This is a genomic window from Sanguibacteroides justesenii (assembly GCF_003204205.1).
Classification (GTDB): Bacteria; Bacteroidota; Bacteroidia; order Bacteroidales; family Marinifilaceae; genus Gabonibacter; species Gabonibacter massiliensis.
Genome location: NZ_QJPL01000005.1, coordinates 165,920 through 191,845, shown reverse-complemented (window position 1 = coordinate 191,845; position 25,926 = coordinate 165,920). Strand labels below are relative to the sequence as shown.

The following is a 25,926-nucleotide window of genomic DNA, read 5'->3' as shown; positions in this document are numbered from 1 at the left end:
AAGGCTAAAAAATGCCGGGAAGTGAAGTGCAGGAGAAGGATTGAAAAAAGATATTTATTATTTTTGTGCAAAACGAACATAAAATATGGTAGAGAATTATTCGGAAGAATCTATTCGAACGTTGGACTGGCGGGAACACATACGGCTACGGCCGGGTATGTATATCGGGAAGTTAGGCGACGGGGCGGCAATGGATGACGGAATTTATATTTTGGTGAAAGAGGTGATCGATAACTCCATTGATGAGTTTGCCATGGGGGCGGGGAGTGAGATTGTCATAAAAGTAGAGGAACGGACCGTGTCCGTGCGGGATTTCGGACGAGGCATTCCGTTGGGAAAATTGGTGGATGTCTCCTCTAAGATGAATACCGGGGCGAAATATGATTCCGAAGCCTTTAAAAAATCCGTAGGGTTGAACGGAGTTGGTATTAAGGCTGTCAATGCTCTTTCTGAAAATTTTACCATTCAGTCTTTTCGGGACGGCGAGACAAAATACGTACGTTACAGTAAGGCTGTCGTCGTGGAGGAGAAGGGGATCGAGCCGACGAAAGAGCCTAACGGTACGTTAGTCACCTTTGTTGCAGATAAGGAGTTGTTCGGGAATTATCATTTTATCATGGAGTATTTGGAATCCATGTTTAAGAATTATGTTTTTTTGAATTCCGGGTTAACCATTATTTTTAACGGACAGAAATTTTACTCGAAACGGGGGCTATATGACCTTCTTACGGAGAACATGAACGGGGAGGGACTTTACCCGATTATTCATTTGAAAGGTTGCGATATAGAGATGGCCATGACGCACGGACGTCAATACGGGGAGGAGTATTACTCGTTCGTGAACGGACAGAATACCACGCAAGGAGGAACGCATCTGGTTGCTTTCCGGGAGGCTGTGGTAAAGACAATCCGTGATTTTTACAAAAAGGATTTCGAATTGTCCGATATCCGTACATCGATTATCGCTGCCATCAGCATAAAAGTACAAGAGCCGGTATTCGAGTCGCAGACGAAGACCAAATTGGGTTCTAAAGATATAGCTCCGGGAGGGCCTTCGGTTCGTAATTTTATCATGGATTTCGTGACAAAAGAGTTGGATAATTACCTGCACCGGAATCCGGATACGGCCGAGTTGTTATTGCGTAAGATCATAGAGGCGGAGAAGGAGCGTAAGGCTATGTCCGGAATCCAGAAGATTGCCAGGGAGCGAGCTAAACAGGTAAGTTTACATAACCGGAAGTTACGGGATTGTCGGGTCCACTTTAATTCGAATCACGAGAGAAAGACGGAATCTTCGATCTTTATTACCGAGGGGGATTCTGCCAGCGGTTCTATTACGAAGTCGCGGGATGTGAATACCCAGGCTGTATTCAGTTTGCGCGGTAAACCTTTGAATTCTTACGGATTGACGAAAAAAGTCGTTTACGAGAACGAGGAGTTCAATCTTTTGCAGGCTGCCTTAAACATTGAAAACGGTTTGGAGGATTTACGGTATAATAATGTTATTATCGCCACGGATGCCGATGTGGACGGTATGCATATTCGTTTGCTGCTGTTGACTTTCTTTTTACAATTTTTCCCTGACTTGGTCAGGGCGGGTCATTTGTATATTTTACAGACGCCTCTATTCCGCGTGCGAAACAAGAAAGAGACCCGGTATTGTTATTCTGACGTGGACCGGGAAAAGGCGGTTAAAAGTCTGGGGCCGAAACCCGAGATTACCCGATTCAAGGGTTTAGGCGAGATCTCTCCCGATGAGTTCCGGTATTTTATCGGGAAGGATATTCGTTTGGAACCCGTACGAATGACAAGGCAAGATTCGATAGATGATATACTGGCTTATTATATGGGGAAAAATACCAATGATCGTCAGGATTTCATTATTGAGAATCTTTACGTGGAAAAAGATGAGATTTGAGGTCCGGATGTAAAATCGGACATAATCATAAGTTTTAAATTTGGATTAATACTATGGCGGAAGAAGATCAGGATAAGACGGAAGAAAACGAGCTAAAGAATGATACCGAAAATGCGGAAGTTCAGAAGCGACAGGATGAGAATGGAAAGATCCGTTCCATACGTCATTTGTCGGGAATGTTCGAGACGTGGTTTTTGGATTACGCTTCTTACGTTATACTGGAACGGGCCGTTCCCTACGTGAATGACGGGTTAAAACCCGTACAGCGTCGTATTTTGCACGCAATGAAGCAAATGGATGACGGACGTTACAATAAGGTTGCCAATATTATCGGTAGTACGATGCAGTATCATCCCCACGGAGACGCTTCTATCGGGGATGCTTTGGTACAACTGGGACAGAAAAATTTGTTGGTCGATTGTCAAGGAAACTGGGGAAATATATTGACGGGGGATTCGGCGGCGGCACCCCGTTATATCGAGGCTCGATTATCTAAATTTGCTTTGGAGGTGGCTTTTAATCCCAAAACCACGAACTGGAAATTATCCTATGACGGACGGAATAAGGAGCCTATTACTCTGCCGGTGAAATTTCCCTTGTTGTTGGCTCAGGGAGTTGAAGGTATTGCCGTGGGCTTGGCTTCTAAAATATTGCCGCATAATTTTAACGAGTTATTGGATGCTTGTATCGCGTATTTGAAACGCGAGGATTTTGTTTTGTACCCGGACTTTCCGACCGGAGGCATGGTCGATGTTTCGAAATACAACGACGGTATTCGGGGGGGAAGTGTGAAAATTCGGGCGAAGATCGAGAAGGAGGCAAGTAATAAAATCTTAAAGATCACGGAGATTCCTTACGGTCGTACCACTTCTTCTTTGATAGACAGTATACTTAAAGCGAACGAAAAGGGAAAGATCAAAATCAAGAAAATCGATGATAATACGGCGGCCGACGTGGAAATCTTGGTTCATTTGGCTCCGGGAGTATCTTCGGATAAAACCATCGATGCCTTATACGCCTGTACGGATTGTGAACTTTCTGTTTCTCCCAATTCCTGTGTGATCGAGAACGATAAGCCCGTGTTTATGCCGATAACCGACATATTGAAAAAGTCGGTAGACGATACGGTCGCTTTGCTTTTATTAGAGTTGAAAATCCGTTTGGGAGAGTTGGAGGCGGACTGGCAATATTCCACGTTGGAAAAGATTTTCATCGAAGAACGGATTTATAAAGATAAGGAGTTTGAAGAGAGTGCCACGATAGAGGCGGTTATCGGTCATGTGCGTAAACGTTTAGAGCCTTTCTTGCCGCGATTGTTACGCCCCGTTACGGATGAGGATATAAAACTGTTGTTGGAAATTAAGATGAAGCGCATTCTTAAATTCAACTCGGAACAAGCAGAAAATTATATCAAAGGGTTGGAAGAGGAGATTATGCGGGTGAAATACAACATAGAACATATTATTCCTTACACGATAAAATACTATAAAAACATCAAGGACAAGTACGGAAAAGGGCGGGAACGGCTTACCGAAATCCGGAATTTTGAGAATATCGAAGCGACGAAGGTCGTTGTCGCTAACGAGAAACTTTATATCAACCGGGAGGAAGGTTTTATCGGTACCGCGTTGAAAAAAGATGAGTTCGTGTGTGAGTGTTCCGATATCGATGATGTGATCGTCTTCCGTAAGGACGGTACGTATTACGTGACTAAGGTGGCCGATAAGTTGTTTGTCGGAAAGGATGTATTATACGTGAGCGTATTTAAGAAGAGTGATAAACGGACGATCTATAATGTAGCTTACCGGGATGGAAAAGTCGGGGCTTCGTACGTGAAACGTTTTTTTGTGACGGGAACGACAAGAGATAAGCAATATAATCTGACGAAAGGCACTGCCGGTTCCAGGGTGCTTTATTTTAGTGCTAATCCTAACGGGGAGGCAGAGGTGATTAAGGTTTGTCTGAAACCGAAGCCGGGAATGAAAAAGTTGGTTTTCGAGTATGATTTTGCCAATCTGGCGATCAAAGGTCGCGATTCGCAGGGAAATGTCTTGAGTAAGAACGATATTCACAAAATATCGTTGGTGCAGAAAGGAATCTCGACCTTAGGCGGACGGAAGATCTGGTTTGACGAGGACATCTTGCGGTTGAGCACGGACGAGCGGGGACGCTATTTAGGAGAGTTTCAGGGAGACGATAGAATATTGGTGGTAAATAAAAATGGGACTTATTATACTTCCGACTTTGATTTAAGCAACCATTATGAAGAGGGTTTTCTGAAATTAGAAAAATTTGAACCCGATAAAATATGGTCGGTTGTCTTCTTTGATGCCGAGCAACAATTTTATTATCTGAAGCGGTTCCGTTTTGAAGATAGTGCGAAGTTGTTGTCGTTTATAGGGGATACGGAAGGCTCTCGTTTAGTATGTTTAAGCGGAGAAACCAGACCCCGGTTCGAGATTCTGTTCGGCGGACGCTACGAGAAACGGCCGGGCGAGATCATTGTTGCCGACGAGTTTATTGCCGAAAAGTCTTATAAGGCCCGTGGAAAACGGATGACAACTTATGAGGTGAAGGAAATCCGGGAAATAGAACCTTTGGAGGTGGGAGAGAAGGAGACAACGTCGGAAGAGGAAGAGGGAACCGTCGACTTTGAAATTACCAATCCGGATATGTTGAGCGGTGAATCTCAGATGACCATAGATTTTGAATGATAACGAATGAATAAACTCCAAAAGTTTGATTTATTTTACTTTTGGAGTTTACGCTATAAATTCAGCGGATCAGGGAACGGATGTTTTCGATCAGTAAGCCGAGAGCGACGGAATTGAAACCGCCTTCGGGAATGATGAGATCGGCATATCTTTTGGAGGGTTCGACAAATTCGTCGTGCATAGGTTTTACGGTTCCGAAATATTGGGCCAAAACGGAATCCATACTTCTACCCCGTTCTTGGACGTCCCGGAGCAAGCGGCGTCCTAAGCGGACATCGGCATCGGTATCCACGTATACTTTAACGTCCATGAGATTCCTGAGTTCTTTGTTTTCCAGAATCAGGATACCGTCGAGAATAATTACTTTTGCCGGATAGATTTTAACGGTCTCCGGCAACCGGTTGTGCTCCACGAAAGAGTAGACCGGGCGTTCGACGGGAACACCGGCTTTTAGGGTAAGGATGTGTTCTATCATCATGTCGGTATCGAAGGAGGCCGGGTGGTCGTAATTCAATTTCGTACGTTCCTCGTAGCATAATTCGTCATGTGCCTTATAGTAGTAGTCGTGACATAAGGTAAGTACGTCTTCGCCGATGAAAGCTTCCTGTAATTTTTGCACCAGGGTTGATTTGCCGGAGGCTGTTCCGCCTGCTACTCCTATGATGGTTGTATCTATCATGACCGTCTTGATTGTTTTATGCAAAAATAGTGATTTTTATTATAAGGTCTAAATGAATTTTTTGATTTACGATTCAATTCTGACCTTGCCGTTTTTTATCGTTCATCTGCAATTGCAAAGGGGATAACTCTTCCGTGACTCGCCGTGCTCGGACAGTCCGTCGTCCGGTCGCTTCTAAAAGCTAACACGACGCTCGCCGTCCACTATGTATGCCCCTCCGTTTTTATCCCCGCTTCTTCAATCCGCAATCGGCAATCACCTAATCACTTAATCTCTGAATCTACAATCTTTTTATTTCCGTTTGCAGATTTCATTGTAGGGGCAATGTTTGCATTTTTCACGTATCGGGGTTTGTTCGAACGGATGATCGGCAGAAAAAAGTTCTTCCAGCAGCCGGACGAGTAAACGGTTGAATTCCGGTTCGTAAGGTTTAAACCGGTAGATCGGTTCGTTGTTGTATTTCAGCAAATAGTCGTAATTGGGGGTAAACAGTAGTTTAGTACTGTATATCCCCGGTTGTATCGGGTCTGCATCGGGATTTCCGTACTCGTACATCATGCAGTAGAGTAAGGTTTGAAAAGCCGCTTTATTCCTTTGTTTATTCGTCATGTCGAATATGGAGGCAAGATCTTTGAATTCGGTTTTGTCCGTTCCCGTTTTATAGTCGATCACCCGAATTCCCCGGGAGGTCTTGTCTACCCGGTCGATATCTCCTTCCACGTAGACGGTTTTAGCACCCTCGGAGGATTGAATACGAACGGAGCTCCGGTAATTTTTTTCCATGGAGATGATCTGAAAAGGACAGAGCGTTTTATCGTATTCCAAGACCTTTTTGATGTATTTTTTTACTACACTTAATACCAAATCGTTGGTCCCGCTTTCCATCATTTGGGATACCGCGGTATCGTACAATTCGGAATAGGCTTGCCGGATGTGTTCTTCGATTAAGGTATCGTTTTGAGAAAGTATTTCTAATTTTTCGAGGGTTATCTCTTCCCGCGAGAGCGTTTGATACAGGGTTTGGGTTGCCTGATGAAAAATAGTACCCAGGAGGCGTTGATCCAATTCTTCGGCTATCTCCTCCTTTTCTTTGATGCGGGCTATGTATTTGAAATAAAACCTCAGATGGCATTCCATATAGGTATTCAACGCCGAAGGTGAGATCCCCTTTTCACCCTGTCGTGTATAACGCTCCAATTGTTGTAGTATGCTTTTGTTTTTAGGAATGGTTAGCGAGGGAATGTTTTGGACGGAGATATCGTTTTGGAAGTTCGTTTCCCGGATCTGTAATCCCGACTCGTATTTTATTTGATAAAGGAAACGACTCATTTCCCCGCCGGAGGTTCCTTTGGTGGTGTTCGCATATAATAATTCAACTTGTTCCGCTCTTTGAAGCAGCCGATAAAAATAGTAAGCGAACAGTGCATCCTGATGTTCCGGGGTGGGTAAATTGAAACCTATTCGAAGATTATACGGTATGAAAGAGGAACTGTAACTGTTTTGGGGAATAATACCTTCATTGACGGATAGAAGTATCAGTTTTTTGAAGTCCAGCATACGGGTCTCCATCAATCCCATGATCTGCATACCTTCCAAAGGCTCACCCGAGAAGGGGATGGAAAGTTCTTGAAGAATCTTGCCGATCATTCGAATGTAGAAAGGGTCATCCGGGGTAATTTCTTCCTCGTGGAACGTATTTTCGATGCTCTGTATGATCGTGTACAGGGTAAAGATAAATTCTTTTTCAATAGCGGCGTTAGCCTGACTCTCCGTCGGTAGGGATGCGAGTAGTTTTTTTAACACGTTCAACAGATAAGTCGGTAAGCTCTCTTCTTGAGAAGAGAAGATAGTCCGGGTTATTTCGTTGAACTGTAAACTTTTTTCTTTCACGTATACGATATTTCGCGTATTTATATAATCGGTTATTCGGTGGACCTCCCCGGGGCAAGTAGGCTGAATCAGTTCGTGATTCAGCAGGGCGATGACGGGTTTGTAATAGTAATAGGTCATCGTACTTTCTTTCTTGGCATAGTGTTTCAGATCTCCCAACATGGAGATCAGGGCGGCAATGGCCGTATTCCTGGCCGGATACCCCATCGTGATATTGATTTTTTTGACAAAATCCGGAATGGAATGTAAAACCGGCGTCAGTAGCTTTTCGTCACATAAAACAATAGCCGTATCGATAGGGGAAATATTCGAATCCAGGTGGAAAGATTCCAGCAAAGAAGGAATTAATTTGGCCTGTCCGATAACCGAGGGAACCGAGATGTATTCGATGTGTTTATTGTTATAACGGAAATTGTTGAAATGTTCCAAGCCTAAAGCATTGGGGAATAGCTTCATGTTTTCCCGGATGTATCTCCCGGCTTCATGATTTTCGTTTGTCAGGTAATAGAGGTCGTAATCCCAGTAGAATAAAGCTTTTCCATTGTCTCTAAAATGAGAGAATATTTTTTTCTCGCAAAAGTTCAACGCGTTAAATCCGGCGAAGATGATGGATTTATCCGTATGAACGGTATGTATGCTTTCACAGAAAAGCCGTTGTCCCATACCCTCGTAACACAGTTTTTCGGAGAGTAGTTTTTCTTTGAAGCATCGGTAGGTCGGGTATAGTTTTTCCCACACGTGGATAAATTCCAGTTGTTCCTGGCTAAATTTGTCCGGATGGAAACTGCTCCAGAAACTTTGTATGATTTCGGCTTGTTCCGGGGAGAGATAGGGAAAGGATCGTTCTATTTCTTTCAGGGCCGTCAGGTTTGAAAAAAGATCTTTCGCGTTAACGAGGTATTTATCTATGTCGTCAAAATCCCCGAGTAGCATATTGCCCCAATAATAGAAATCATCGAAGCGTTCCGTTGTTCCGGAGACGGATTGGTAGGCTTTATAGAGTTTGATAATGAGGGGAAGGTCGTCTGCTTTTTTTAGTCCGGTATGTTGTTCTATAAATTCGCCCAGCGTAATAATTTCCGGCATCCAGACTGGTTTGTCGATAAAAGTGGCTAATTCTTTTGCAAAAAACAGACCGGCGCGTTTATTGGGAAAAATGATTGACAGGTCATCGAAATGATCACCCTGTCTTTGTATCAGGTCCTTTGCCAATAGATGCAGAAATGAACTCATCGTTTTATTTATTATGGATTGCAAACTGTCGTGCTTGTTACCGATAGCCTGTATATCCGTGGGATTTCGAATTATTATTATTAATTTTGCTTCGAAGCAAATTTACGATTTAAATTTACAATCTAAAATCAGATTTATGTTGAAAGAGTTGTTGTTGAGAAATAGAAGTTATCGTCGCTTTTATCAGGAGGTGAGGATAACGTCCGAAGGGCTGACGGATCTCGTGGGGTTAACCCGTTATTGTGCTTCCGGTAGGAATGCGCAACCCTTGAAATACAGAATGGTTACGGGAGAAGAGGAGTGCGACCGGGTTTTTCATACCTTGTCTTGGGCCGGTTATTTGACTGATTGGGCCGGACCGGATGAGGGAGAACGCCCTTCCGCTTATTTGATACAGTTATTGGACACGGGTATCGTGGAGAATTGTTTGTGTGACGACGGGATACAGGCGCAGACGATTTTGCTCGGGGCAGTAGAAAAAGGGTATGGGGGATGTATTGTAAAGGCTTTTAAAAACGAGTCGTTGAGGACTATCCTGCAATTGCCGGATCATTTGAAGATCACGTACGTGATTGCTTTGGGAAAGCCGAAAGAGACCGTCGTATTGGAAGAGATGCGGGGGAAAGATTATAAATATTGGAGGGAAAACGACGGTTCTCACCATGTTCCTAAACGTCCGGTGCAGGATTTGTTGGTTTAGACGAAAGACGCGTTATTTTATTCATAAATACTGGTGAAATGAAATTGTTGTGTACGGAGTATAATGTTTTCGGAGAACGGACAGGGGTGACTCTCGGAGATAATGCTTTGTTACGGAATAATGAAGACTTTTATCTTCCGGCTTTTGCAACGGAATTGAGTTGTGTCCCGCAATTGGTATTGCGTATTTGCAAGATTGGTAAGTGTGTATCCGAACGCTTTGCTTCCCGGTATTACGAGGAGGTAGGAATAGGTATTCGTTTTTACGCGGATAACCGGGAGAGGGAGTTATTGGAGAAGGGATTATCTCCGGCCGTGGCTTATTCGTTTGACGGGGCGGCTGCCATTTCTTCCTTGTGCAGCCGGGATAAGATAAGGGGAGAGTATATTTTGGAGTTGAACGGGAAAGAGATCTTTCGAGGGAATGTGACGGACTCTTCCGTGACGCCGGAGCAGGTTATAGCCGCAATGTCCGAGTACTATATGTTGAAAATCGGAGATTATATATACTGTGGAAATCCTTTTCGCTATCGCGGGCTTCAGATTGGAGATCATCTTAAAGGATACCTCGACGGGAAGTTACTGTTGGATTTTTGTATTCGTTAAAAAAGTCGAGTGAGAACTCGACCTTTTTAATTTACTTGTTATATAAGAATCTTTTTATCTTATGGGTAGGGGTTTTTTCGAAAGGTTCGTGTTGAGTCATGACCAACTGTAATTTGGAGAAGTTATTGACCCGGGCGTTTACATATTCGCGTAACTCTTTCTTCTGTTCTTCGATATAGTCGCTGATCATTGTCTTGTAATTATCAGCTTGGCTTTTGAGGTTCTTGTAATGCTTTTCTAACTCTTCCATGTTGAAATGAACCATAGCGACTAACTTACCGCTGTTTTCCACGACTAAGGATTCGTTAACAAAACGGAAATTGTTGATGATGGATTCGATCTCTTCCGGATAGATATTTTCTCCCGATGCTCCCAGGATCATGGTTTTAATCCTGCCTCGGATAGATAAGCGATTCTTTTTGTCGAAAGAGCCTAAATCTCCCGTTTTAAACCACCCGTCTTTCGTGAAGACTTCGGCATTTAGTTCGGGGCGTTTGTAATAACCTTTCATCACGTTAGGACCTTTGATCCAGATTTCTCCTTCTCCTTTTTCGTCCGGTTCGTTGATTTTTATAGAAACACCTTCCATCATCGGTCCCACGCCTTGCAAGAATGTTCCTGAAGGGTTGGAGCCGGCGGCCATGGGGGCTGTTTCGGTCAGTCCGTAACCTATGGCGTAAGGGAAGCGTGCTTCTTTCAAAAATTTTTCTACTGTTCCGTCAAGTTTAGAGCCTCCGACACCGAAAAATTTTAATTTTCCCCCGAATGTTTCCATTAATTTCTTACCTGCCATCCGGTGGAAGAATTTACGTGCTACGGAAAAACCGTATAAGGCTCGAATGATTCTGTTACTGTTGAATTTGGGAACGATTTGAGTCTTGTATATCTTCTCGATAATAAGCGGTACGGATAGGATAACCGTAGGATGAATCTTTTGCATGGCCGGAACCAAAAGTTTGGGGGTCGGCACCCGGTCCAGATAGAAAACCTGGGATCCGAACATAAGCGGTAAGAGCAAGCCCAAAGTATTTTCATAGGTATGAGCCATAGGGAGGATACTTAAGAAACGGTCCGATTCGTCTACATGCTGTATCGTACGGCATTGACGGGCATCCCATACTAAATTTTTATGTGTCAATTCTACTCCTTTGGAGAATCCTGTCGTGCCGGAAGTATAAATAATGGATGCCGTATCTTCCTCTTCTACCGTAATATCGGGTAGCGGAGTATAGTCGTTGAGGTCGATATCGGGAGTCAACTTATCTAATTCTTCGGGGGCATAACAGCCTTCCGGGATGGTTGCAAAATTATTGATTAGAATCTTATGTTTTAAGAACGGGGTCTTAACATCTTCTAAACATTTGGCCAAAAGGCGGGATACGAAAATTACTTTTACTTCAGCATGTTCCAGTATATTTTGAAGTTCCGTGGAGCAGAACCCGGGTAAAATCGGAACGGCAATGGCTCCCGTACTTGCTATTGCAAATTGAGTGATTCCCCAGTTGGGCATATTAGCGCTTAAGATGGCTACTTTATCTCCTTTTTTTATATTTAAGCGAATCAGATGATTGGCAACAGCAATGACGTCATTATATAAATCTTGGTAAGTTCTTTTTCCGTTTGCGACAAAATTTAACGAGAGGTTTTTTGCGAACTTAGAACAGCTGTGTTTCAGCAGTTCGGGTAACGTCAATTTTTTTAAAGTCATAGTTAAACATTTGAATTTTCCCAACAAAGATAATACAGAAAATCGTCCCTTATGGTTAAAATAATAAAAAAAAGAGAGGGGATGTTGTTAAATGAAAGGCGGATGCGGGGCGGTTTCGTAAAAGATGCTAACGTTTGCGTTTGGAGATGTCGCGTTTATGAAAAAGACAGATTTATTTTTTATGTTTTGAATAGCATTCAAAAGACGAAAAATAAATCTGTCTTCAAAGATGTATTATTTTTCAGGAATAGCCTGTAAGGTAGCCTTCAGAAAATCCCAGAATTTAACGATGGATGCGATGTTTACCTTTTCATCCGGAGAGTGCGGAGAGCTGATGGTCGGTCCGAACGAAATCATATCCCAGTTCGGGTACGTGGATCCGAGAATACCGCATTCCAATCCGGCATGGATGGCCATAATAGCCGGTTTTCTACCGTATAATTTCTCGTATACGTTTTCCATCGTTTTACGGATTGCCGAGTCTGGATTGGGTTTCCAGCCCGGGTATTCTCCCACGAAATTGATCTGGTCCGCTTTGGCCAGTTCGAACACAGCCTGAACGGATTGAGCTAATGCCATTTTTGCCGTTTCAACAGAAGAGCGCATCAACATATAAACTTCTACTTTGCCTTCTCCTCCTTTGACGATGGCAAGGTTATTGGATGTTTCCACCGTGTCGGGCATAGAATCGATCATTCTCATGGCTCCATTCGGACAAGCCACGATTGCGTTGATGATATTAGCTTGAATTTGAGCATTCATCACGTTTCCGGGCATGGAAACTTCCTCTGCGAATAGTTGCAATGTCGGTTCTTTTGCACTGAGTTCCGCCTTAAAGATGGTTTCGTATTCTTTGATTCTGTTTTGGAATTTATCAACATGGATTGCGGGAAGGGTTACAATGGCAAATGCCTCGCGCGGAATGGCATTTCTCATGTTTCCTCCTTCTATGGAAGCGATTCTTATATCGAGTTCCTGCGCTACGGCTTTTAAAAAGCGGAAAAATAACTTGTTCGCGTTTCCTCTTCCCAGGTTAATGTCCATACCCGAATGGCCGCCTTTCAATCCTTTTAAGGCCAATTTATAGGCTTTATTTCCGGCCGGCACGGCTTCCGGAGTATAAGTAAATTGAATTTCTCCGTCAATACCACCTGCACATCCGACATATAATTCGCCTTCCGTTTCCGAGTCCAAATTCAAAAGGATATCACCTTTTAACCAGTTCGGACGAATGCCGTTGGCTCCGTCCATTCCTGTTTCTTCAGTGGCGGTGATCAACACTTCTAACGGCCCGTGAGGAATATCTTTGGACAGCAGTAAAGCCATGCCGGTGGCGACGCCGATCCCATTATCAGCTCCCAGGGTCGTGCCGTCTGCTGTTACCCATTCTCCGTCGATATAAGCATCGATCGGATCTTTGGTAAAGTCATGTTTTTTATCTTCGTTTTTTTGAGGAACCATATCCAGATGTCCTTGTAAAATAACTCCTTTACGGTTCTCCATTCCCGGTGTTGCGGGTTTGCTCAATAGTATATTATTGGCTTCGTCCATCTCGGCTTTTATTCCGTTTTCTTTTGCCCAATTCATAACGAATTCTCTTGCTTTTTCTTCGTGATTGGAAGGACGGGGAACTTGCGTGAGTTTATAAAAGTTTTCCCAGATAGCCTGAGGTTCCAGCGTGCATATGCATTTGCTCATAATCTTTATTTTTTAAGTTAAACGATTCATACTTTGTTGGCAATGAAGAATATTTTCCCGAAAGATTCGGGTATAATTTGTCTATCATGTCGTTTTAAACGCCTAAAGTTATAAAAAAATCGTTGGATAAAGTAACGTAAGGGTTAAAAATGGTTTTCGTACTTAAAGATTACGCCTGGCTTCTTCAAATGAAATCGAGAAGAAACCAGGCGTATAAAGGTTATTGAAATAGTTTTTATTTCAAATGCTGATTCAGGTAATCCATGAATTTGCCGTACAAATGCAGACGTGTCATGCCTCCGAATATACTGTGGTTGCGGTTGGTATAAATTTGCATGTCGAATGGTTTGTTGGCTTGTACCAAGGCTTCCGATAATTCATAAGCATTCTGGATGTGAACATTGTCGTCTGCCGTTCCGTGACAAATTAATAAATGTCCTTTCAGTTTATCTGCCCAGTTGATCGGAGAGTTGTCATCGTAGCCGTTCGGGTTGTCCTGGGGACGACGCATGAAACGCTCCGTGTACACGGAGTCATAGAACCTCCAGTTGGTAACCGGGGCTACCGCTATGGCCGTGGAGAATACATCGTTTCCTTTCATCAGGCAAAGAGAGGACATGAATCCTCCGTAGCTCCACCCCCAGATTCCGACCTTTGCCGGGTCGATATACGGTTTTTCAGCCAACCATTTGGCCGCGGCAATCATATCGTCACTTTCGATTTTACCTAACTGCATGTAAGTACATTTTCGGAATTCTTCTCCTCTTGCACCGGTTCCCCGGGGATCGATACAAGCTACGATATAACCTTCTTGTGCCAAGTATTGCGTCCAGTCGATGGCCCAAGAATTATGTACCTGTTGAGAATTCGGTCCGCTGTATTGAATGATCAATAAGGGGTAAGTTTGTTCAGGATCGAAATCGACGGGTTTCATAATCCACGCGTTGAGTTGTGTCGTCCCGTCTGCGGCCGGTATTTGAATGTATTCCCGTTGAGCCACGGAGTAATCTTTTAAGGTCTCCTTTAGCGCCGCGTTGTCTTCCAGTATACGGATGTCTTTTCCATTCGCCCCGTAAAGAGTGATGACAGGAGGAGTGTCGGCATTGGAAACCGTGTTTACATAGTATTTGAAAGATTTGCTAAACTCCGCATTATTCCAACCTTGCGTGGGAGTTAGTAATTTTTTTCGTCCTTTTAGATCGATGGAATAGACGTATTTCTCGATAGGAGATACTTCGTGAGAAGAGTAGTAGAATAATCTTTTTTCGGGATCGTAACCGTAAAAATCGACCACGTCGAAATGACCGGAGGTAATGGCTTGTTTTTCCTTTCCGGCCATGTCGAAGAGATAAAGATGGAGATAACCGTCTTTTTCACTGCTGAGTACGAAATGTTGTCCGTCTTCCAGGAAAATAAGGTTATCGAAGTTATTCTCGTCTATGTAGTATTTATTCTCTTCCCTGTACAGCATTGTCGTATTGCCTACCCGGGCGTTTGCCAGCAAAATTTCCAGCTTGTTTTGAAATCTGTTTAATTTCAGTATGGCTAATTTTTTAGGATCGGTGGTCCATTTAATACGCGGGATATAGATGTCGGTTTCGTCCCCGATGTTCATGGGAGTTGTGACGCGATCTTTTATATCGTACACGTGTACGCTGACTTTGGAGTTCGCTTCACCGGCTTTCGGGTATTTATAAGAATAGTTGGAAGGATAGACGGCATTTTCTTTCAGTTCCGGTCTCTCTCCCTTGAACATGTTCATATGGTATATCTTTACATCCGATTCGTCAAATTTCATGAAAGCAATGGCGGATCCGTCGGGGGCCCACTCGAATGCTTTATTGAATTCAAATTCTTCCTCGTAGACCCAATCCGGAGCCCCGTTAATAATTTGATTGAATTTTCCGTCGAAGGTGATCTGTAATTCGGAGCCGAAGCGTAAATCCGCGATAAAGAGATTGTTATCCCGTACGAATGCTATTTTGGTTCCTTCCGGGGAGAAGGTTGCCAAACGTTGAGGTCCACCTGTGGATAACGGTTTCAGTTCCCTGTTTTTAAAATCGAAAACGTAATAGTCAGCCGTGAAAGAACGACGGTAAATCGGTTTTACGTTCGTGCATATCAAAATACGGCTTTCATCGGGACTGAACTCGTAGTCTTGTATCGTTTTTACCTCTTTATATTTGGGATCACTGAGATCTAACAGGGTGTTTACGGCCTTTCCGGTTTTGTAGCTATACATGACTAATTTTTGTCCGTTGGATTCCAAAACCGTATAATGTTCTCCGTCGTTCAGTGAACGAAGTCCCCGAACCCCCGTGGGCATAAATGTATAATTGAGACAGAAATCGGCCAGACTAAATTTTTTATTTTCGCTTTGTGCATATCCGGGTAAAACCAACCCCACCATAAAAAGGAATACAATTAACTTGTAAAACATTCTCATAACCTATAATTTTTTAGCATTTTGAATCAAGTTCCAAAGATTCTATTTTTTTCTTTTATTTGAAAATGATTTGCTGATTTTAAGTTTAAAATAACGATTTAATGGCTTGGATTTTAAATTTTCGGCCTGATTTGAGAGGGAAGGGTACGTTTTTGCGATATTTAGGGGAAAGAGAGACGATTTTAATCTAAAATAATCACTATCTTTGCCGATTCAAAAATGAAAGCGAATGAATTACACCCTTTTAGCGAAAGATAAGCATAGCGAAGCAAGATGTGGCCTGTTAACGACAGACCACGGAACTATTGAAACTCCCATTTTCATGCCGGTGGGGACAGTAGGGACCGTAAAAGCTGTGCATGCCCGGGAGTTGAAAGAGGATATTCAGGCTCAAATTATTTTAGGAAACACGTATCATCTCTACTTGCGACCGGGTACAGATGTGTTGCAAGCCGCGGGAGGTTTACATAAATTTAACGCGTGGGATAGACCGATATTGACCGATAGCGGCGGTTTTCAGGTATTTTCTTTGACCGATAGCCGGAAGATCACGGAAGAAGGGGTTACCTTCCGTTCTCATATTGACGGGTCGAAACATCTTTTTACACCGGAAAACGTAATGGATGTCCAGCGTAAGATAGGGGCCGATATCGTGATGGCTTTCGACGAATGTCCTCCCGGTCAAAGCGATTACGTCTATGCTAAAAAATCTTTGGAGTTGACTCAAAGGTGGTTGGAACGTTGTGTAAAACGTTTTGATGCGACGGAGCCGTTATACGGTTACCGTCAGTCTTTATTTCCGATCGTTCAGGGATGTGTGTATAAAGATCTTCGGGAACGTGCTGCTGAGCATGCGGTGTCATTGGAGCGGGAAGGATATGCTATCGGAGGCTTGGCGGTAGGAGAGCCCGCGGAGTCGATGTACGCGATGATTGAGGTGGTGAACCGGATTTTACCGAAAGATAAACCCCGCTACCTGATGGGTGTCGGTACGCCCGAGAATATTTTAGAGGCCATTGCTTTAGGCGTCGATATGTTCGATTGTGTTATGCCTACCCGGAACGGAAGAAACGGAATGTTGTTTACGACGGAGGGGGTAATTAATATTAAGAACAAAAAGTGGGAAAAGGATTTTTCCCCCATTGATCCTTTAGCTCTCTCTTTCGCGGATAAAGATTATTCAAAAGCTTATTTGCGCCATTTGATTAAGGCAGATGAAATTTTAGGGTTGCAAATTTGTTCGATCCATAATTTGTCCTTTTATTTGTGGTTGGTAAAAGAGGCGCGGAAGCATATATTGGAAGGTGATTTCCTTGCATGGAAAACGAAAACAGTAAAAAAAGTGACAACTCGGCTGTAGATGAAAAAACTGGATATATATATTATACGAAAGTTTCTGGGTACCTTCTTTTTCTCAATGGTACTCATTCTCAGTATCGTTATCGTTTTCGACCTTTCGGAGCGTTTGGAGAAGTTTATAGAGAACAGTGCTCCGGTCAACGCCATTGTCTTTGACTATTACCTCAACTTCGTTCCTTATTTCGCGAATGTGTTTTCTTCTCTGTTTACATTTATTTCTGTTATTTTCTTTACTTCCAAGATGGCTTACAATAGTGAAATCATAGCCATTTTGAGTACGGGAACCAGTTTTCGCCGGATGGTACGTCCCTATATGATTTCGGCGGGTGTTATCGCGACGTTGTCCCTGTTGTTGACTGCTTTTATCATCCCTAATGCCAATAAGAAACGGATAGAGTTTTCGGAGAAATACATTTGGAAAACTTTTCAAAATCGAGAGAAGAATATTCATCGTCAAGTGGCTCCCGGTTCTTATATATATATGTCCTCTTTTTCCGTTGGTCCTAAAATAGGATATGATTTTTCATATGAGAATTTCCGGGGAGATACGTTAATAAATAAATTGAACGCCCGGTTGATCGAATGGGACGAGAAGAAAGGAAAATGGACGATTAAGGATTGGACTTACAGGGAGTTCGACGGAATGAAAGAGACGTATACGACGGGTAGACAGATCGATACCTTATTAAATTTTACTCCGGCGGAATTTTCAGAAGATCCCAAGAAGATAAAGGAACGTTTGACTTTGCCGGAATTAAATGAATACATCGACAGACAAAAGCTGAGGGGAAGTAGTAATGTTGTTGAGTTTCAGATTGAGAAATATAGAATTTTCTCCAATGCTTTTGCCACCTTTATACTGACATTGATAGGGGTGAGTATTGCTTCCCGAAAAATTCGGGGAGGTATGGGATTTCATTTAGGATTAGGGTTGTTGATCAGTTTTTCTTATATTCTATTCATGCAATTTTCGACGGTATTTGCAACCAATGGAAATATGAATCCGTTATTAGCGGTATGGATACCTAATATCTTGTATGCTTTCGTGGCATTTTTTGTTTATCGAACGGCTCCGAAGTAAGTTGAGTCGGGAGTACAATTGAATTAAAAAATAGAAAGATCAGTTGTCTAAAAATCGAAGAGCATTTAATATACTGTTGATTTATAGTATGCTCAGTTATAATTAATATTTAATTTATTAGAAGTCTGTTATGTACAATCGGGAAGAGAAAAGACCAAGGATTAGTCGAAATGCCGGGCATCGTGACGAGAATCGGCAAAGGAAGCCTGACACCCGTGAGGGAGATGAGAGGGCAAATCGTTTTAACAGGGAGCGGAGAGATGATTTTTTTTCCGGAGAGGGAGAGTCGGATCGTCCGGTCAGAAGGTTTAAACGGGTTGAGATTCGGGATTTGAATCAAGAACGAGAAGGTAAATTTGTTCGTCAAAATCGTTTTGACAGAGGGGAACGTAACGATGAGGGGGAGAGATTCCGTAGAGATCGTTACGAGGGAGATCGTGACGGGGAAAGAAAAGAACGTTCATTCCGTCGCCGGGACGAAAATTACCAGAAACGGGAAGAACAAGGAGAACGGAGGGAAAACCGTTTTCCGAGAAGAGAAAGCCGGGAAGATAGAAACGAAAGGTATACTTCCGACAGGGAGAACCGGAGCGAGGGGGGAGAACGGCGTTTCCAGCAGAGGAATTACCGGGAAGAGCCGGGAAAAAGAAATGAATTCAGGAGAGGAGCACGTTCTGAGCGGGAAGAGTATAACCGGGGAGAACGTGAAGAGAGAAACGACCGTTTCAACCGGGTAGATCGTCCCAATCGTGAACGTAGAAATTTTCCGGAAGCAAGAGAGAGAAAGAGAAGTGTCTATTCTCAGAAGAAACAGTTGGCTCATCGGTTGGAGAACGAAGGCGATGAAACGGAATTGCGGTTGAATCGATATATTGCCAAAGGGGGAATTTGTTCCCGCCGGGATGCAGATGAATTGATTTTAGCCGGACGGGTAAAAGTAAACGGTGAGGTGATACAACAAGTAGGTGTGAAGGTTAAACGGGAAGATAGGGTAGAAGTGGACGATCGTGTTGTTGTGCCGGAACGTAAAGTGTATTTGGTATTGAATAAGCCTAAAGATTACGTGACTACCGTAGATGATCCCATGGAGCGCAAGACGGTTATGTCTCTGATCGAGGGGGCTTGTAAGGAGCGGGTTTATCCGGTCGGACGTTTGGATCGCCAGACGACGGGAGTGCTTTTATTCACGAATGACGGCGATTTGGCTAAAAAATTGACGCATCCGAAGTACAATCAGAAAAAAATATATCACGTTTTTTTGGATAAGGTTGTGAGTATGGGAGATATTCAATCCATCCGGGACGGAATTGAGTTGGAAGACGGTTTTGTTCAGGCCGACGATATTCAAATAGCTGCTGATGATCGTACGCAAGTCGGCATCGAAATTCATTCCGGAAAGAATCGTATCGTTCGTCGTATATTCGAACATTTCGGCTATCAGATTCTTCGATTGGATAGGGTTTATTTTGCCGGAATCACGAAAAAGAACTTGCCTCGCGGAAGATGGAGATTCTTGACGCCTGAAGAGGTGACTGTGTTAAAAGTTTATTAAATAGGTAGATCTTTGTAGATACTATTGTGTTTTTTTATACTTTAACAACATCTTTCATGGGTCGGTTGCATAGACCCATGAGAGATGTAATATAACGGGAATTTATGGTTGCATTTGTTACAAATGGATTGAATAGGATGAAAGCGCTGCACTCTTTCTCCTATACGCCAAGATGGATCGTTTTTATAATCGACGTGATGTTGAGTTGCGTCGCGGTCGGTGTCACTTATTTGATACTTGGGAATTTTCAGTTAGACCGCATAAACATGTCTCTTGTTTCACGAGGGGCGATTTGTATCGTGGGGGTAAGGATTGTTAGTTTTATTTGGGGAAAAACTTATTCCGGTATTGTTCGATTTACAGGAACAGAAGATGCTTTACGGATTTATTATGTATTAACGGCTGGAGAGTTGGTACTTCTTTTAGGAAGCGGTGCTTATTTTTTGGTGACCGGCCGCCTATTGATCGCTATCTCCGTGCTTTTGACGGAGTACGTGTTGTTAATGAGTATGATGATTGTGAGCCGGTTGATTGTAAAAACTCTTTTTATCCAATATATAGGAGCGGAAAAGGCAAAGAAGAATGTCATTATTTGCGGAAGCGATGAGTATGGGATTATGGCCAAGCACGCGTTGGATAACGCGGAGGACGTGTCTTATAATATCCTTGCGTTTATTGATGTGAATGATAAAAAAGCCGGGAAAGTATTGGAGGGAATTAAGATTTACAAGATGTCTTCTTTGGGGTATCTGTTGAAGCGGAATAAGGTGGATAAAGTTATTATCGCTAAAAAGATGATCGCTTACGATAAAAAGCGAACGATTGTCGAAACCTGTCTGAAATATAATGTCAACGTGTTGGAGGTTCCTCGTTTCGAAAGTTGGATTAACGGGGATCTGAGTATACGGCATATAAAAAATATAAAGATCGAAGATTTGTTGGAGCGGGGAGAGATCAAATTGGATGAGGATAATTTGCGGAAGCAATTACTTAATAAGGTCGTTTTGGTGACCGGTGCGGCCGGATCCATCGGAAGCGAGATCATCCGTCAATTGACTCATTTCAGACCTTCTTTGATTGTGCTTTTTGATCAGGCAGAATCTCCGTTGTATGATATAGAACTGGAATTGAAAGAGGAATTTCATTTTTTTAATTATAAGATTGAAATCGGGGATGTTCGTGATAAAGAGAGGGTGGAAGGTATGTTCAGAATGTATCATCCGGATATCGTTTATCATGCCGCGGCTTATAAACATGTGCCGATGGTTGAGATGCATCCCGTGGAGGGGGTGAAGACCAATGTGTTCGGAACCAAGAATATGGCGGATTGTGCCGTAAAATACGGCTGCAAGCGTTTTGTTATGATCTCCACGGATAAGGCGGTAAATCCGACGAATGTCATGGGAGCCAGTAAGCGTATTGCTGAAATCTACACGCAATCTTTAAACAAGATATCACAAACTAATTTTATAACGACCCGTTTCGGAAATGTATTGGGATCGAACGGATCGGTTATCCCTCGTTTTAAAAAGCAGATCGAAACGGGGGGGCCGGTTACGGTAACTCATCCGGAAATAACCCGTTTCTTCATGACGATTCCGGAAGCCTGTCAACTGGTCTTGCAAGCGGGTGCTTTGGGGCATGGAGGGGAAATTTTCGTGTTTGACATGGGGAAAAGTGTGAAAATCGTAGACTTGGCTCGGAAAATGATCAAATTGTCCGGTTTTGAAGTCGGTAAGGATATTCATATTGTCTTCACCGGGTTGCGTCCCGGCGAGAAGCTATACGAGGAAGTTTTGAATGTAAAGGAGACAACTCTTCCCACCGTTCACGATCGAATAAAGATAGCTAAGGTCAGGGAATACGATTACAGGGGGGTATTGGAAGAGATAAATAGATTGCATTCAGCCTTGGAGACCGCGGATAGTTTTATGGTTGTGAAACAGATGAAAAACATCGTTCCTGAATTCAAGTCTAAAAACTCTGTTTTCGAATCCATCGATTTCCAAATGGAAGAAGAGGGAATGAACAAACAGATGCAAGGCGTACTCGATCGTATGGAAGTATTAGAGAAACAGGAGGTGTCGGGTGATGTTTGAGAAAAATCAATCGCGTTGGTACGCTGTTTACACGGCTTCCCGGGCAGAGAAGAAAGTAAAGGAGCGATTGGATCAGCAGGGGATTGTAAATTATTTGCCGTTGCGTGTCGTAATCAGAAAATGGAGTGACCGTAGCAAAAAGGTGGAGATCCCTTTGATAAACGGATATATATTCGTATACGTGAATTTATTGCAGATGCAAAAGGTTTTGACGACTTTTGGAGTGGTCTCTTTTTTGAAGGAATTCGGGATACCGGCTCCGATACCGGATAAACAGATAAAAGCATTGCGTTTTATGAACGATAACGCGGAAGAGGAGGTGGAAATTTCTACCGTGGATTTGCCTGTCGGTTCTTATGTGCGGGTTGTGTTGGGAAAGCTGGCGGGGTTGGAAGGAGAGTTGGTTGAGGTCAGGGGGAAACATCGAATTATGGTCCGTTTGGAGCATTTGGGGTGTGCTTTGACCACGGTGCCTTTAAGTTGTGTGGAACCTTATCGAAGAGTCGCTTCCGGTACGTAGCTACGGATAGATAATTTTCAGATATGTTTTTTTGATTTTCAATTAAAAACGTATCTTTGCCGTCGCCTGCAAAATAGAGTTGTTTTGGTGGTTTTGCGGTTAAATATTTTAGTGAAAACTTTAAAACGATTAAAATCGATTATATGAGATTCTTGTTGCTTATTGTATTTTTGTTTGGTGCGGTTGTCACTTCTTTTGCCCAGATGACCGATGCGCAGGTCATTCAATTGTTGAAGCAGGCTCAAAAAGACGGAAAAACACAGCAGGAGATGATGCTGATGTTAAAAGACCGTGGAGTGACTCAGGAACAGATGTTACGTCTGAAGGCACAATACGAAAAGATGATGGCAGAGAAGGAGGGGGGAGCAGGTAAAATGACCGATACTAAGTCGGGGGGAAATCGTTTGAGGACCATAAACAAAGAGATGTTGAGTTCGATGGACTCTTTGTTTGTCATGATGGATTCCATTCCGGCCCTTGTTGCCGATCGTTCGGAGGAGGTGTTCGGTAAGGATCTGTTTAATAATAAAAAATTAACTTTTGAGCCGATATTGAATATCCCCACTCCTGAAAATTACAAGTTGGCGGCGGGTGACGAGGTTATCATCGATGTGTGGGGGGATTCGGAACAGACCGTGCGGTCGGTGATATCCCCGGACGGAAGTATTATCGTCGAGAATTTAGGGCCGATCTATTTGAGCGGTCTTTCCGTAAAAGAGGCGAACGGAAAAATCAAAAACGAATTTTCTAAGATTTACTCCGCGATAACGGCCGCGCAACCGACTACTTTTGTTAACCTGACATTGGGACAGATCCGAAGTATTCAGGTGAACGTGATGGGAGAGGTGCTTGTTCCGGGGAGCTATACCTTGCCTTCCTTGGCATCCGTTTTTCATGCGCTTTATTCTGCCGGAGGGGTTAACGATATCGGTACTTTAAGGGAGATTAATATCTTTAGAAAGGGAAATAAGATTGCAACCCTTGATGTATATAAGTATATTCTGGAGGGGGGAAATATCGGGGATATCGTTTTGCAGGACGGGGATAACGTTGTTGTCGGTCCTTATAAAGATTTGGTACAGATAAAAGGAAGGGTGAAAAGACCCATGAAATACGAAATGACTGCGGAAGAGAACTTACAGAAGTTATTGGACTATGCCGGAGGGTTTACGGGAGATGCATATAAAAAGAATGTACGTTTGATTCGCAAGAGCGGTTCCGAATACCAGATCCACACGGTGAAAAAGGAGGATTTTCCTTCTTTCCTATTGGATGACGGGGATGTGGTCGAGGTCGATCCTATCGTGTCGCGTTTTGAGAATAAGGTTTCTGTACAGGGAGCCGTGTATCGTCCGGGGGATTACTCCTTGGATAAGGATATTCAAACGGTGGCCCAGTTGGTAAAGGTGGCTGAAGGTTTGAAAGGAGATGCTTTTACGGGACGGGTTTTATTGTATCGGGAAAATCCGGATTTGACGAAGCAGGTTCAATCTTTGAATTTGCAAGAGATATTGTCCGGAAGGGAAGAGGATATGCTCTTACAAAAGAATGACCTGCTTTATATACCTTCTACTTCGGAACTGCAGGAAAATTATATTGTTACGGTCCGCGGAGAAGTAAAGAAACCGGGTATTTATCCTTATATACAGAATATGTCGTTGGAAGATTTGGTATTGCAGGCAGGAGGACTTTTGGAATCGGCTTCTATGGTAAAAGTGGATGTGGCTCGTCGGGTAAAAAATCCCAAAGCGAAAAAGGAGGCTCTTTTTGAGGCGAAAATATTTAGTTATACGCTAAAAGACGGTTTGATTATCGACGGTCCGAAGGACTTTGTTTTGGAACCTTTCGACGAGATCGAGGTCCGTCGTTCTCCCGGTTATAGTGAACAACAGAATGTGATGGTAAAAGGAGAGGTGATGTATGAAGGTCAATACGCTAAATCGGTAAAAAATGAACGCTTATCGAGTATTATCAATCGTGCGGGAGGACTAACCACCAAGGCTTATATTAAAGGAGCCCGTTTGGAGAGAAAATTGAACGAAGATGAACGCAGGAGATTGGAATCCAAATTGAAGTTGATGACTCAGGGGGTCGGTAAGGATTCTATCGACGTTAAAACTTTAGAGTTAGGTGATACCTATTACGTGGGTATCGAATTGGATAAGGCGATGGCTAATCCCGGATCGGATTACGATGTGGTACTTCGGGAAGGAGATCGCATTATCGTTCCGCTTTATGACGGAACCGTGAAAGTAGACGGAGCCGTGATGCGTCCCAATACCACTACCTACAATCCTAAAAAGAAATTGAAAGAGTATATTGCCAGTGCAGGCGGTTTTGCTTTCAGAGCTAAAAAACGGGGGACGTATATTGTTTATATGAATGGAATGGTGGCTAAGAGAAAAGGGAATAGTGCGAAACAGATAGAACCGGGATGTGAGATCATCGTACCGATTAGACCGATAAGGAAGGGAATGAGCTTGGCTGAAATCATGAGTTTAGCTTCTTCTACGACTTCGATGGCGGCCATGATTACAACCATTATGAATAATTCGAAATAAGCGATATGGAACAGAACGAAACAATATCACAACAAAATAAAATACGTCCTGAAGAACAAGAGATCGATTTGGTTGAAGTGGTTCGTAAATTGTGGAAAAACAGGAAATTGATTTTGAAGGTGACCGTTTGTTTTATGGTGATCGGAATTTTGGTAGCCCTTTTTAGCCCTAAAGTATATACGGCCGGTAGTACGATGGTACCCCAGTCGGGAGAGAAGAATATGTCGGGAGGTTTGTCGGGGTTGGCTTCGATGGTGGGTATCAATTTGGGAAGTATGAGTGCGGGAGAGGTCCTTTCGCCTAAAATCTATCCGAAAATTATCGCCAGTGTCCCTTTTCAAAAAGAGTTGATGAATGCTCCTTTGACATTTGAGGGTATTGACCACCCGGTGACGCTTTTCGAGTACTTCACGGAGGATCAATACCAGCAATTTAGTTTGATCGGATTTATTAAAAAGTATACGATCGGTTTACCAGGAGTTATTATGGAAGCGATTCGTGGGAAGGATACGACTTCTATCGTACCGACAGGGGTAAACTCTCTGATTCAGTATATGACCAAAGATGAATTGGAAGTATCTAAAAAATTGAAAGATATCATCTCTCTTAATGTCAATGATAAAGACGGATATGTCCAACTATCTGCGGAATTGCCGGAACCGCTTGCTGTAGCTCAATTGGCTCAACAGGCACAGGCTTTGTTACAGAAATATATCACGGAATTTAAATTAGAAAAAGTGGCTTCTAATTTGAAGTTTGTCGAGGATCGTTATAACGAGACCAAGAATGATTTTGAAGAGAAACAGAAAGAGTTGGCCCGTTTTCAGGATCGTAATAAAAATTTCTCTTCGGCCATGGCTAAGATTGAAGAGGAGAGATTGACGGCAGAGTATACTTTGGCTAATAATGTTTACAATGAGTTGGCCAAACAATTGGAACAGGCCAAAATTGCCGTAAAAGAGACGACTCCCATATTGACGGTCGTGGATCCGGTCGTTATTCCCAATGAACGATCCAAACCTAAGCGGGCATTGATTTGTGTATTATTTACTTTTTTGGGAGGATTTGCCGGTATCGGCTTGGTGTTGGGTTTGCCCTTCGTGGCTGAAATCTCCGGAAGTGCGAAATTGAGGCGGATAGTTAAAGAATAAATAAAAAAGCGG

16 protein-coding genes are annotated in these 25,926 nt (G+C 43.0%); 11 read left to right on the top strand and 5 right to left on the bottom strand.

Annotated features, from left to right (window positions below):
• Positions 1-85 precede the first annotated feature (85 nt).
• Both DMB45_RS09590 and DMB45_RS09585 read left to right on the top strand, forming a co-directional pair.
• The gene (locus DMB45_RS09590; RefSeq protein WP_041502385.1) at positions 86-1,918 is read left to right on the top strand and encodes a DNA topoisomerase IV subunit B; all 1,833 of its coding nucleotides are present in this window, start codon (positions 86-88) and stop codon (positions 1,916-1,918) included.
• A 53-nt stretch (positions 1,919-1,971) separates the two neighbouring features.
• Positions 1,972-4,632, top strand: coding sequence for a DNA gyrase/topoisomerase IV subunit A (locus tag DMB45_RS09585; RefSeq protein ID WP_110688721.1), 2,661 nt, complete (start codon positions 1,972-1,974; stop codon positions 4,630-4,632).
• A gap of 61 nt (positions 4,633-4,693) precedes the next feature.
• Here the strand turns inward: DMB45_RS09585 and udk are convergent, their stop codons facing one another.
• Entirely contained in the window at positions 4,694-5,308 is a 615-nt protein-coding gene (gene udk / locus DMB45_RS09580) for a uridine kinase (RefSeq protein ID WP_181416510.1), read from the bottom strand.
• Positions 5,309-5,602: 294 nt separating this feature from the next.
• Positions 5,603-8,434 (bottom strand): PD-(D/E)XK nuclease family protein, encoded by a 2,832-nt coding sequence (locus tag DMB45_RS09575; protein ID WP_041502382.1) that lies wholly within the window; start codon positions 8,432-8,434, stop codon positions 5,603-5,605.
• 136 nt (positions 8,435-8,570) lie between these two features.
• Here DMB45_RS09575 and DMB45_RS09570 point away from each other — a divergent pair, with 136 nt between their 5' ends.
• Both DMB45_RS09570 and DMB45_RS09565 read left to right on the top strand, forming a co-directional pair.
• Entirely contained in the window at positions 8,571-9,134 is a 564-nt protein-coding gene (locus DMB45_RS09570; protein ID WP_041504839.1) for a nitroreductase family protein, read from the top strand.
• Positions 9,135-9,172: 38 nt separating this feature from the next.
• The gene (locus DMB45_RS09565) at positions 9,173-9,739 is read left to right on the top strand and encodes a fumarylacetoacetate hydrolase family protein (RefSeq protein ID WP_041502381.1); all 567 of its coding nucleotides are present in this window, start codon (positions 9,173-9,175) and stop codon (positions 9,737-9,739) included.
• 31 nt (positions 9,740-9,770) lie between these two features.
• Here DMB45_RS09565 and DMB45_RS09560 read toward each other — a convergent pair whose 3' ends face one another.
• The 3 genes from DMB45_RS09560 to DMB45_RS09545 form a co-directional block, all read right to left on the bottom strand.
• Positions 9,771-11,447, bottom strand: a complete 1,677-nt coding sequence (locus DMB45_RS09560; protein ID WP_041504781.1) for an AMP-binding protein — start codon at positions 11,445-11,447, stop codon at positions 9,771-9,773.
• A gap of 234 nt (positions 11,448-11,681) precedes the next feature.
• Positions 11,682-13,145, bottom strand: a complete 1,464-nt coding sequence (locus DMB45_RS09550) for an aminoacyl-histidine dipeptidase (RefSeq protein ID WP_041502378.1) — start codon at positions 13,143-13,145, stop codon at positions 11,682-11,684.
• Positions 13,146-13,380: 235 nt separating this feature from the next.
• Positions 13,381-15,591 carry a S9 family peptidase gene (locus DMB45_RS09545; RefSeq protein WP_237143294.1) on the bottom strand — a complete coding sequence of 737 codons (2,211 nt, stop codon included), beginning with the start codon at positions 15,589-15,591 and terminating at the stop codon, positions 13,381-13,383.
• A 229-nt stretch (positions 15,592-15,820) separates the two neighbouring features.
• On the opposite strand from DMB45_RS09545, the gene tgt reads away from it, so the two are divergent.
• The 7 genes from tgt to DMB45_RS09510 all read left to right on the top strand — a co-directional run bounded on the left by tgt (position 15,821) and on the right by DMB45_RS09510 (position 25,914).
• On the top strand, positions 15,821-16,951 hold the full coding sequence (tgt, locus tag DMB45_RS09540) for a tRNA guanosine(34) transglycosylase Tgt (protein WP_110688719.1): 1,131 nt from the start codon (positions 15,821-15,823) through the stop codon (positions 16,949-16,951).
• Positions 16,952-18,031, top strand: coding sequence for an LptF/LptG family permease (locus tag DMB45_RS09535; protein ID WP_041502372.1), 1,080 nt, complete (start codon positions 16,952-16,954; stop codon positions 18,029-18,031). It abuts the gene before it with no gap.
• Positions 18,032-18,161: 130 nt separating this feature from the next.
• The gene (locus DMB45_RS09530) at positions 18,162-19,583 is read left to right on the top strand and encodes a pseudouridine synthase (protein WP_059025423.1); all 1,422 of its coding nucleotides are present in this window, start codon (positions 18,162-18,164) and stop codon (positions 19,581-19,583) included.
• Between the two features lie 104 nt (positions 19,584-19,687).
• Entirely contained in the window at positions 19,688-21,682 is a 1,995-nt protein-coding gene (locus DMB45_RS09525) for a polysaccharide biosynthesis protein (protein ID WP_235375031.1), read from the top strand.
• A complete protein-coding gene (locus DMB45_RS09520) occupies positions 21,675-22,202 on the top strand; it encodes a UpxY family transcription antiterminator (protein WP_041502370.1) in 528 nt (175 codons plus the stop codon). Before DMB45_RS09525 ends, DMB45_RS09520 begins: the two co-directional genes overlap by 8 nt.
• 143 nt (positions 22,203-22,345) lie before the next feature.
• The gene (locus DMB45_RS09515) at positions 22,346-24,763 is read left to right on the top strand and encodes an SLBB domain-containing protein (RefSeq protein WP_110688718.1); all 2,418 of its coding nucleotides are present in this window, start codon (positions 22,346-22,348) and stop codon (positions 24,761-24,763) included.
• 5 nt (positions 24,764-24,768) lie between these two features.
• Positions 24,769-25,914 (top strand): Wzz/FepE/Etk N-terminal domain-containing protein, encoded by a 1,146-nt coding sequence (locus tag DMB45_RS09510; RefSeq protein ID WP_110688717.1) that lies wholly within the window; start codon positions 24,769-24,771, stop codon positions 25,912-25,914.
• Positions 25,915-25,926: the final 12 nt, after the last annotated feature.

Coding starts and splice junctions, on each gene's coding strand:
- DMB45_RS09590 (WP_041502385.1), top strand. CDS start 86: ATGGTAGAGAATTATTCGGAAGAATCTATTCGAACGTTGGACTGGCGG.
- DMB45_RS09585 (WP_110688721.1), top strand. CDS start 1,972: ATGGCGGAAGAAGATCAGGATAAGACGGAAGAAAACGAGCTAAAGAAT.
- DMB45_RS09575 (WP_041502382.1), bottom strand. CDS start 8,434: ATGAGTTCATTTCTGCATCTATTGGCAAAGGACCTGATACAAAGACAG.
- DMB45_RS09570 (WP_041504839.1), top strand. CDS start 8,571: ATGTTGAAAGAGTTGTTGTTGAGAAATAGAAGTTATCGTCGCTTTTAT.
- DMB45_RS09565 (WP_041502381.1), top strand. CDS start 9,173: ATGAAATTGTTGTGTACGGAGTATAATGTTTTCGGAGAACGGACAGGG.
- DMB45_RS09560 (WP_041504781.1), bottom strand. CDS start 11,447: ATGACTTTAAAAAAATTGACGTTACCCGAACTGCTGAAACACAGCTGT.
- DMB45_RS09550 (WP_041502378.1), bottom strand. CDS start 13,145: ATGAGCAAATGCATATGCACGCTGGAACCTCAGGCTATCTGGGAAAAC.
- DMB45_RS09545 (WP_237143294.1), bottom strand. CDS start 15,591: ATGAGAATGTTTTACAAGTTAATTGTATTCCTTTTTATGGTGGGGTTG.
- tgt (WP_110688719.1), top strand. CDS start 15,821: ATGAATTACACCCTTTTAGCGAAAGATAAGCATAGCGAAGCAAGATGT.
- DMB45_RS09535 (WP_041502372.1), top strand. CDS start 16,952: ATGAAAAAACTGGATATATATATTATACGAAAGTTTCTGGGTACCTTC.
- DMB45_RS09530 (WP_059025423.1), top strand. CDS start 18,162: ATGTACAATCGGGAAGAGAAAAGACCAAGGATTAGTCGAAATGCCGGG.
- DMB45_RS09525 (WP_235375031.1), top strand. CDS start 19,688: ATGGTTGCATTTGTTACAAATGGATTGAATAGGATGAAAGCGCTGCAC.
- DMB45_RS09520 (WP_041502370.1), top strand. CDS start 21,675: ATGTTTGAGAAAAATCAATCGCGTTGGTACGCTGTTTACACGGCTTCC.
- DMB45_RS09515 (WP_110688718.1), top strand. CDS start 22,346: ATGAGATTCTTGTTGCTTATTGTATTTTTGTTTGGTGCGGTTGTCACT.
- DMB45_RS09510 (WP_110688717.1), top strand. CDS start 24,769: ATGGAACAGAACGAAACAATATCACAACAAAATAAAATACGTCCTGAA.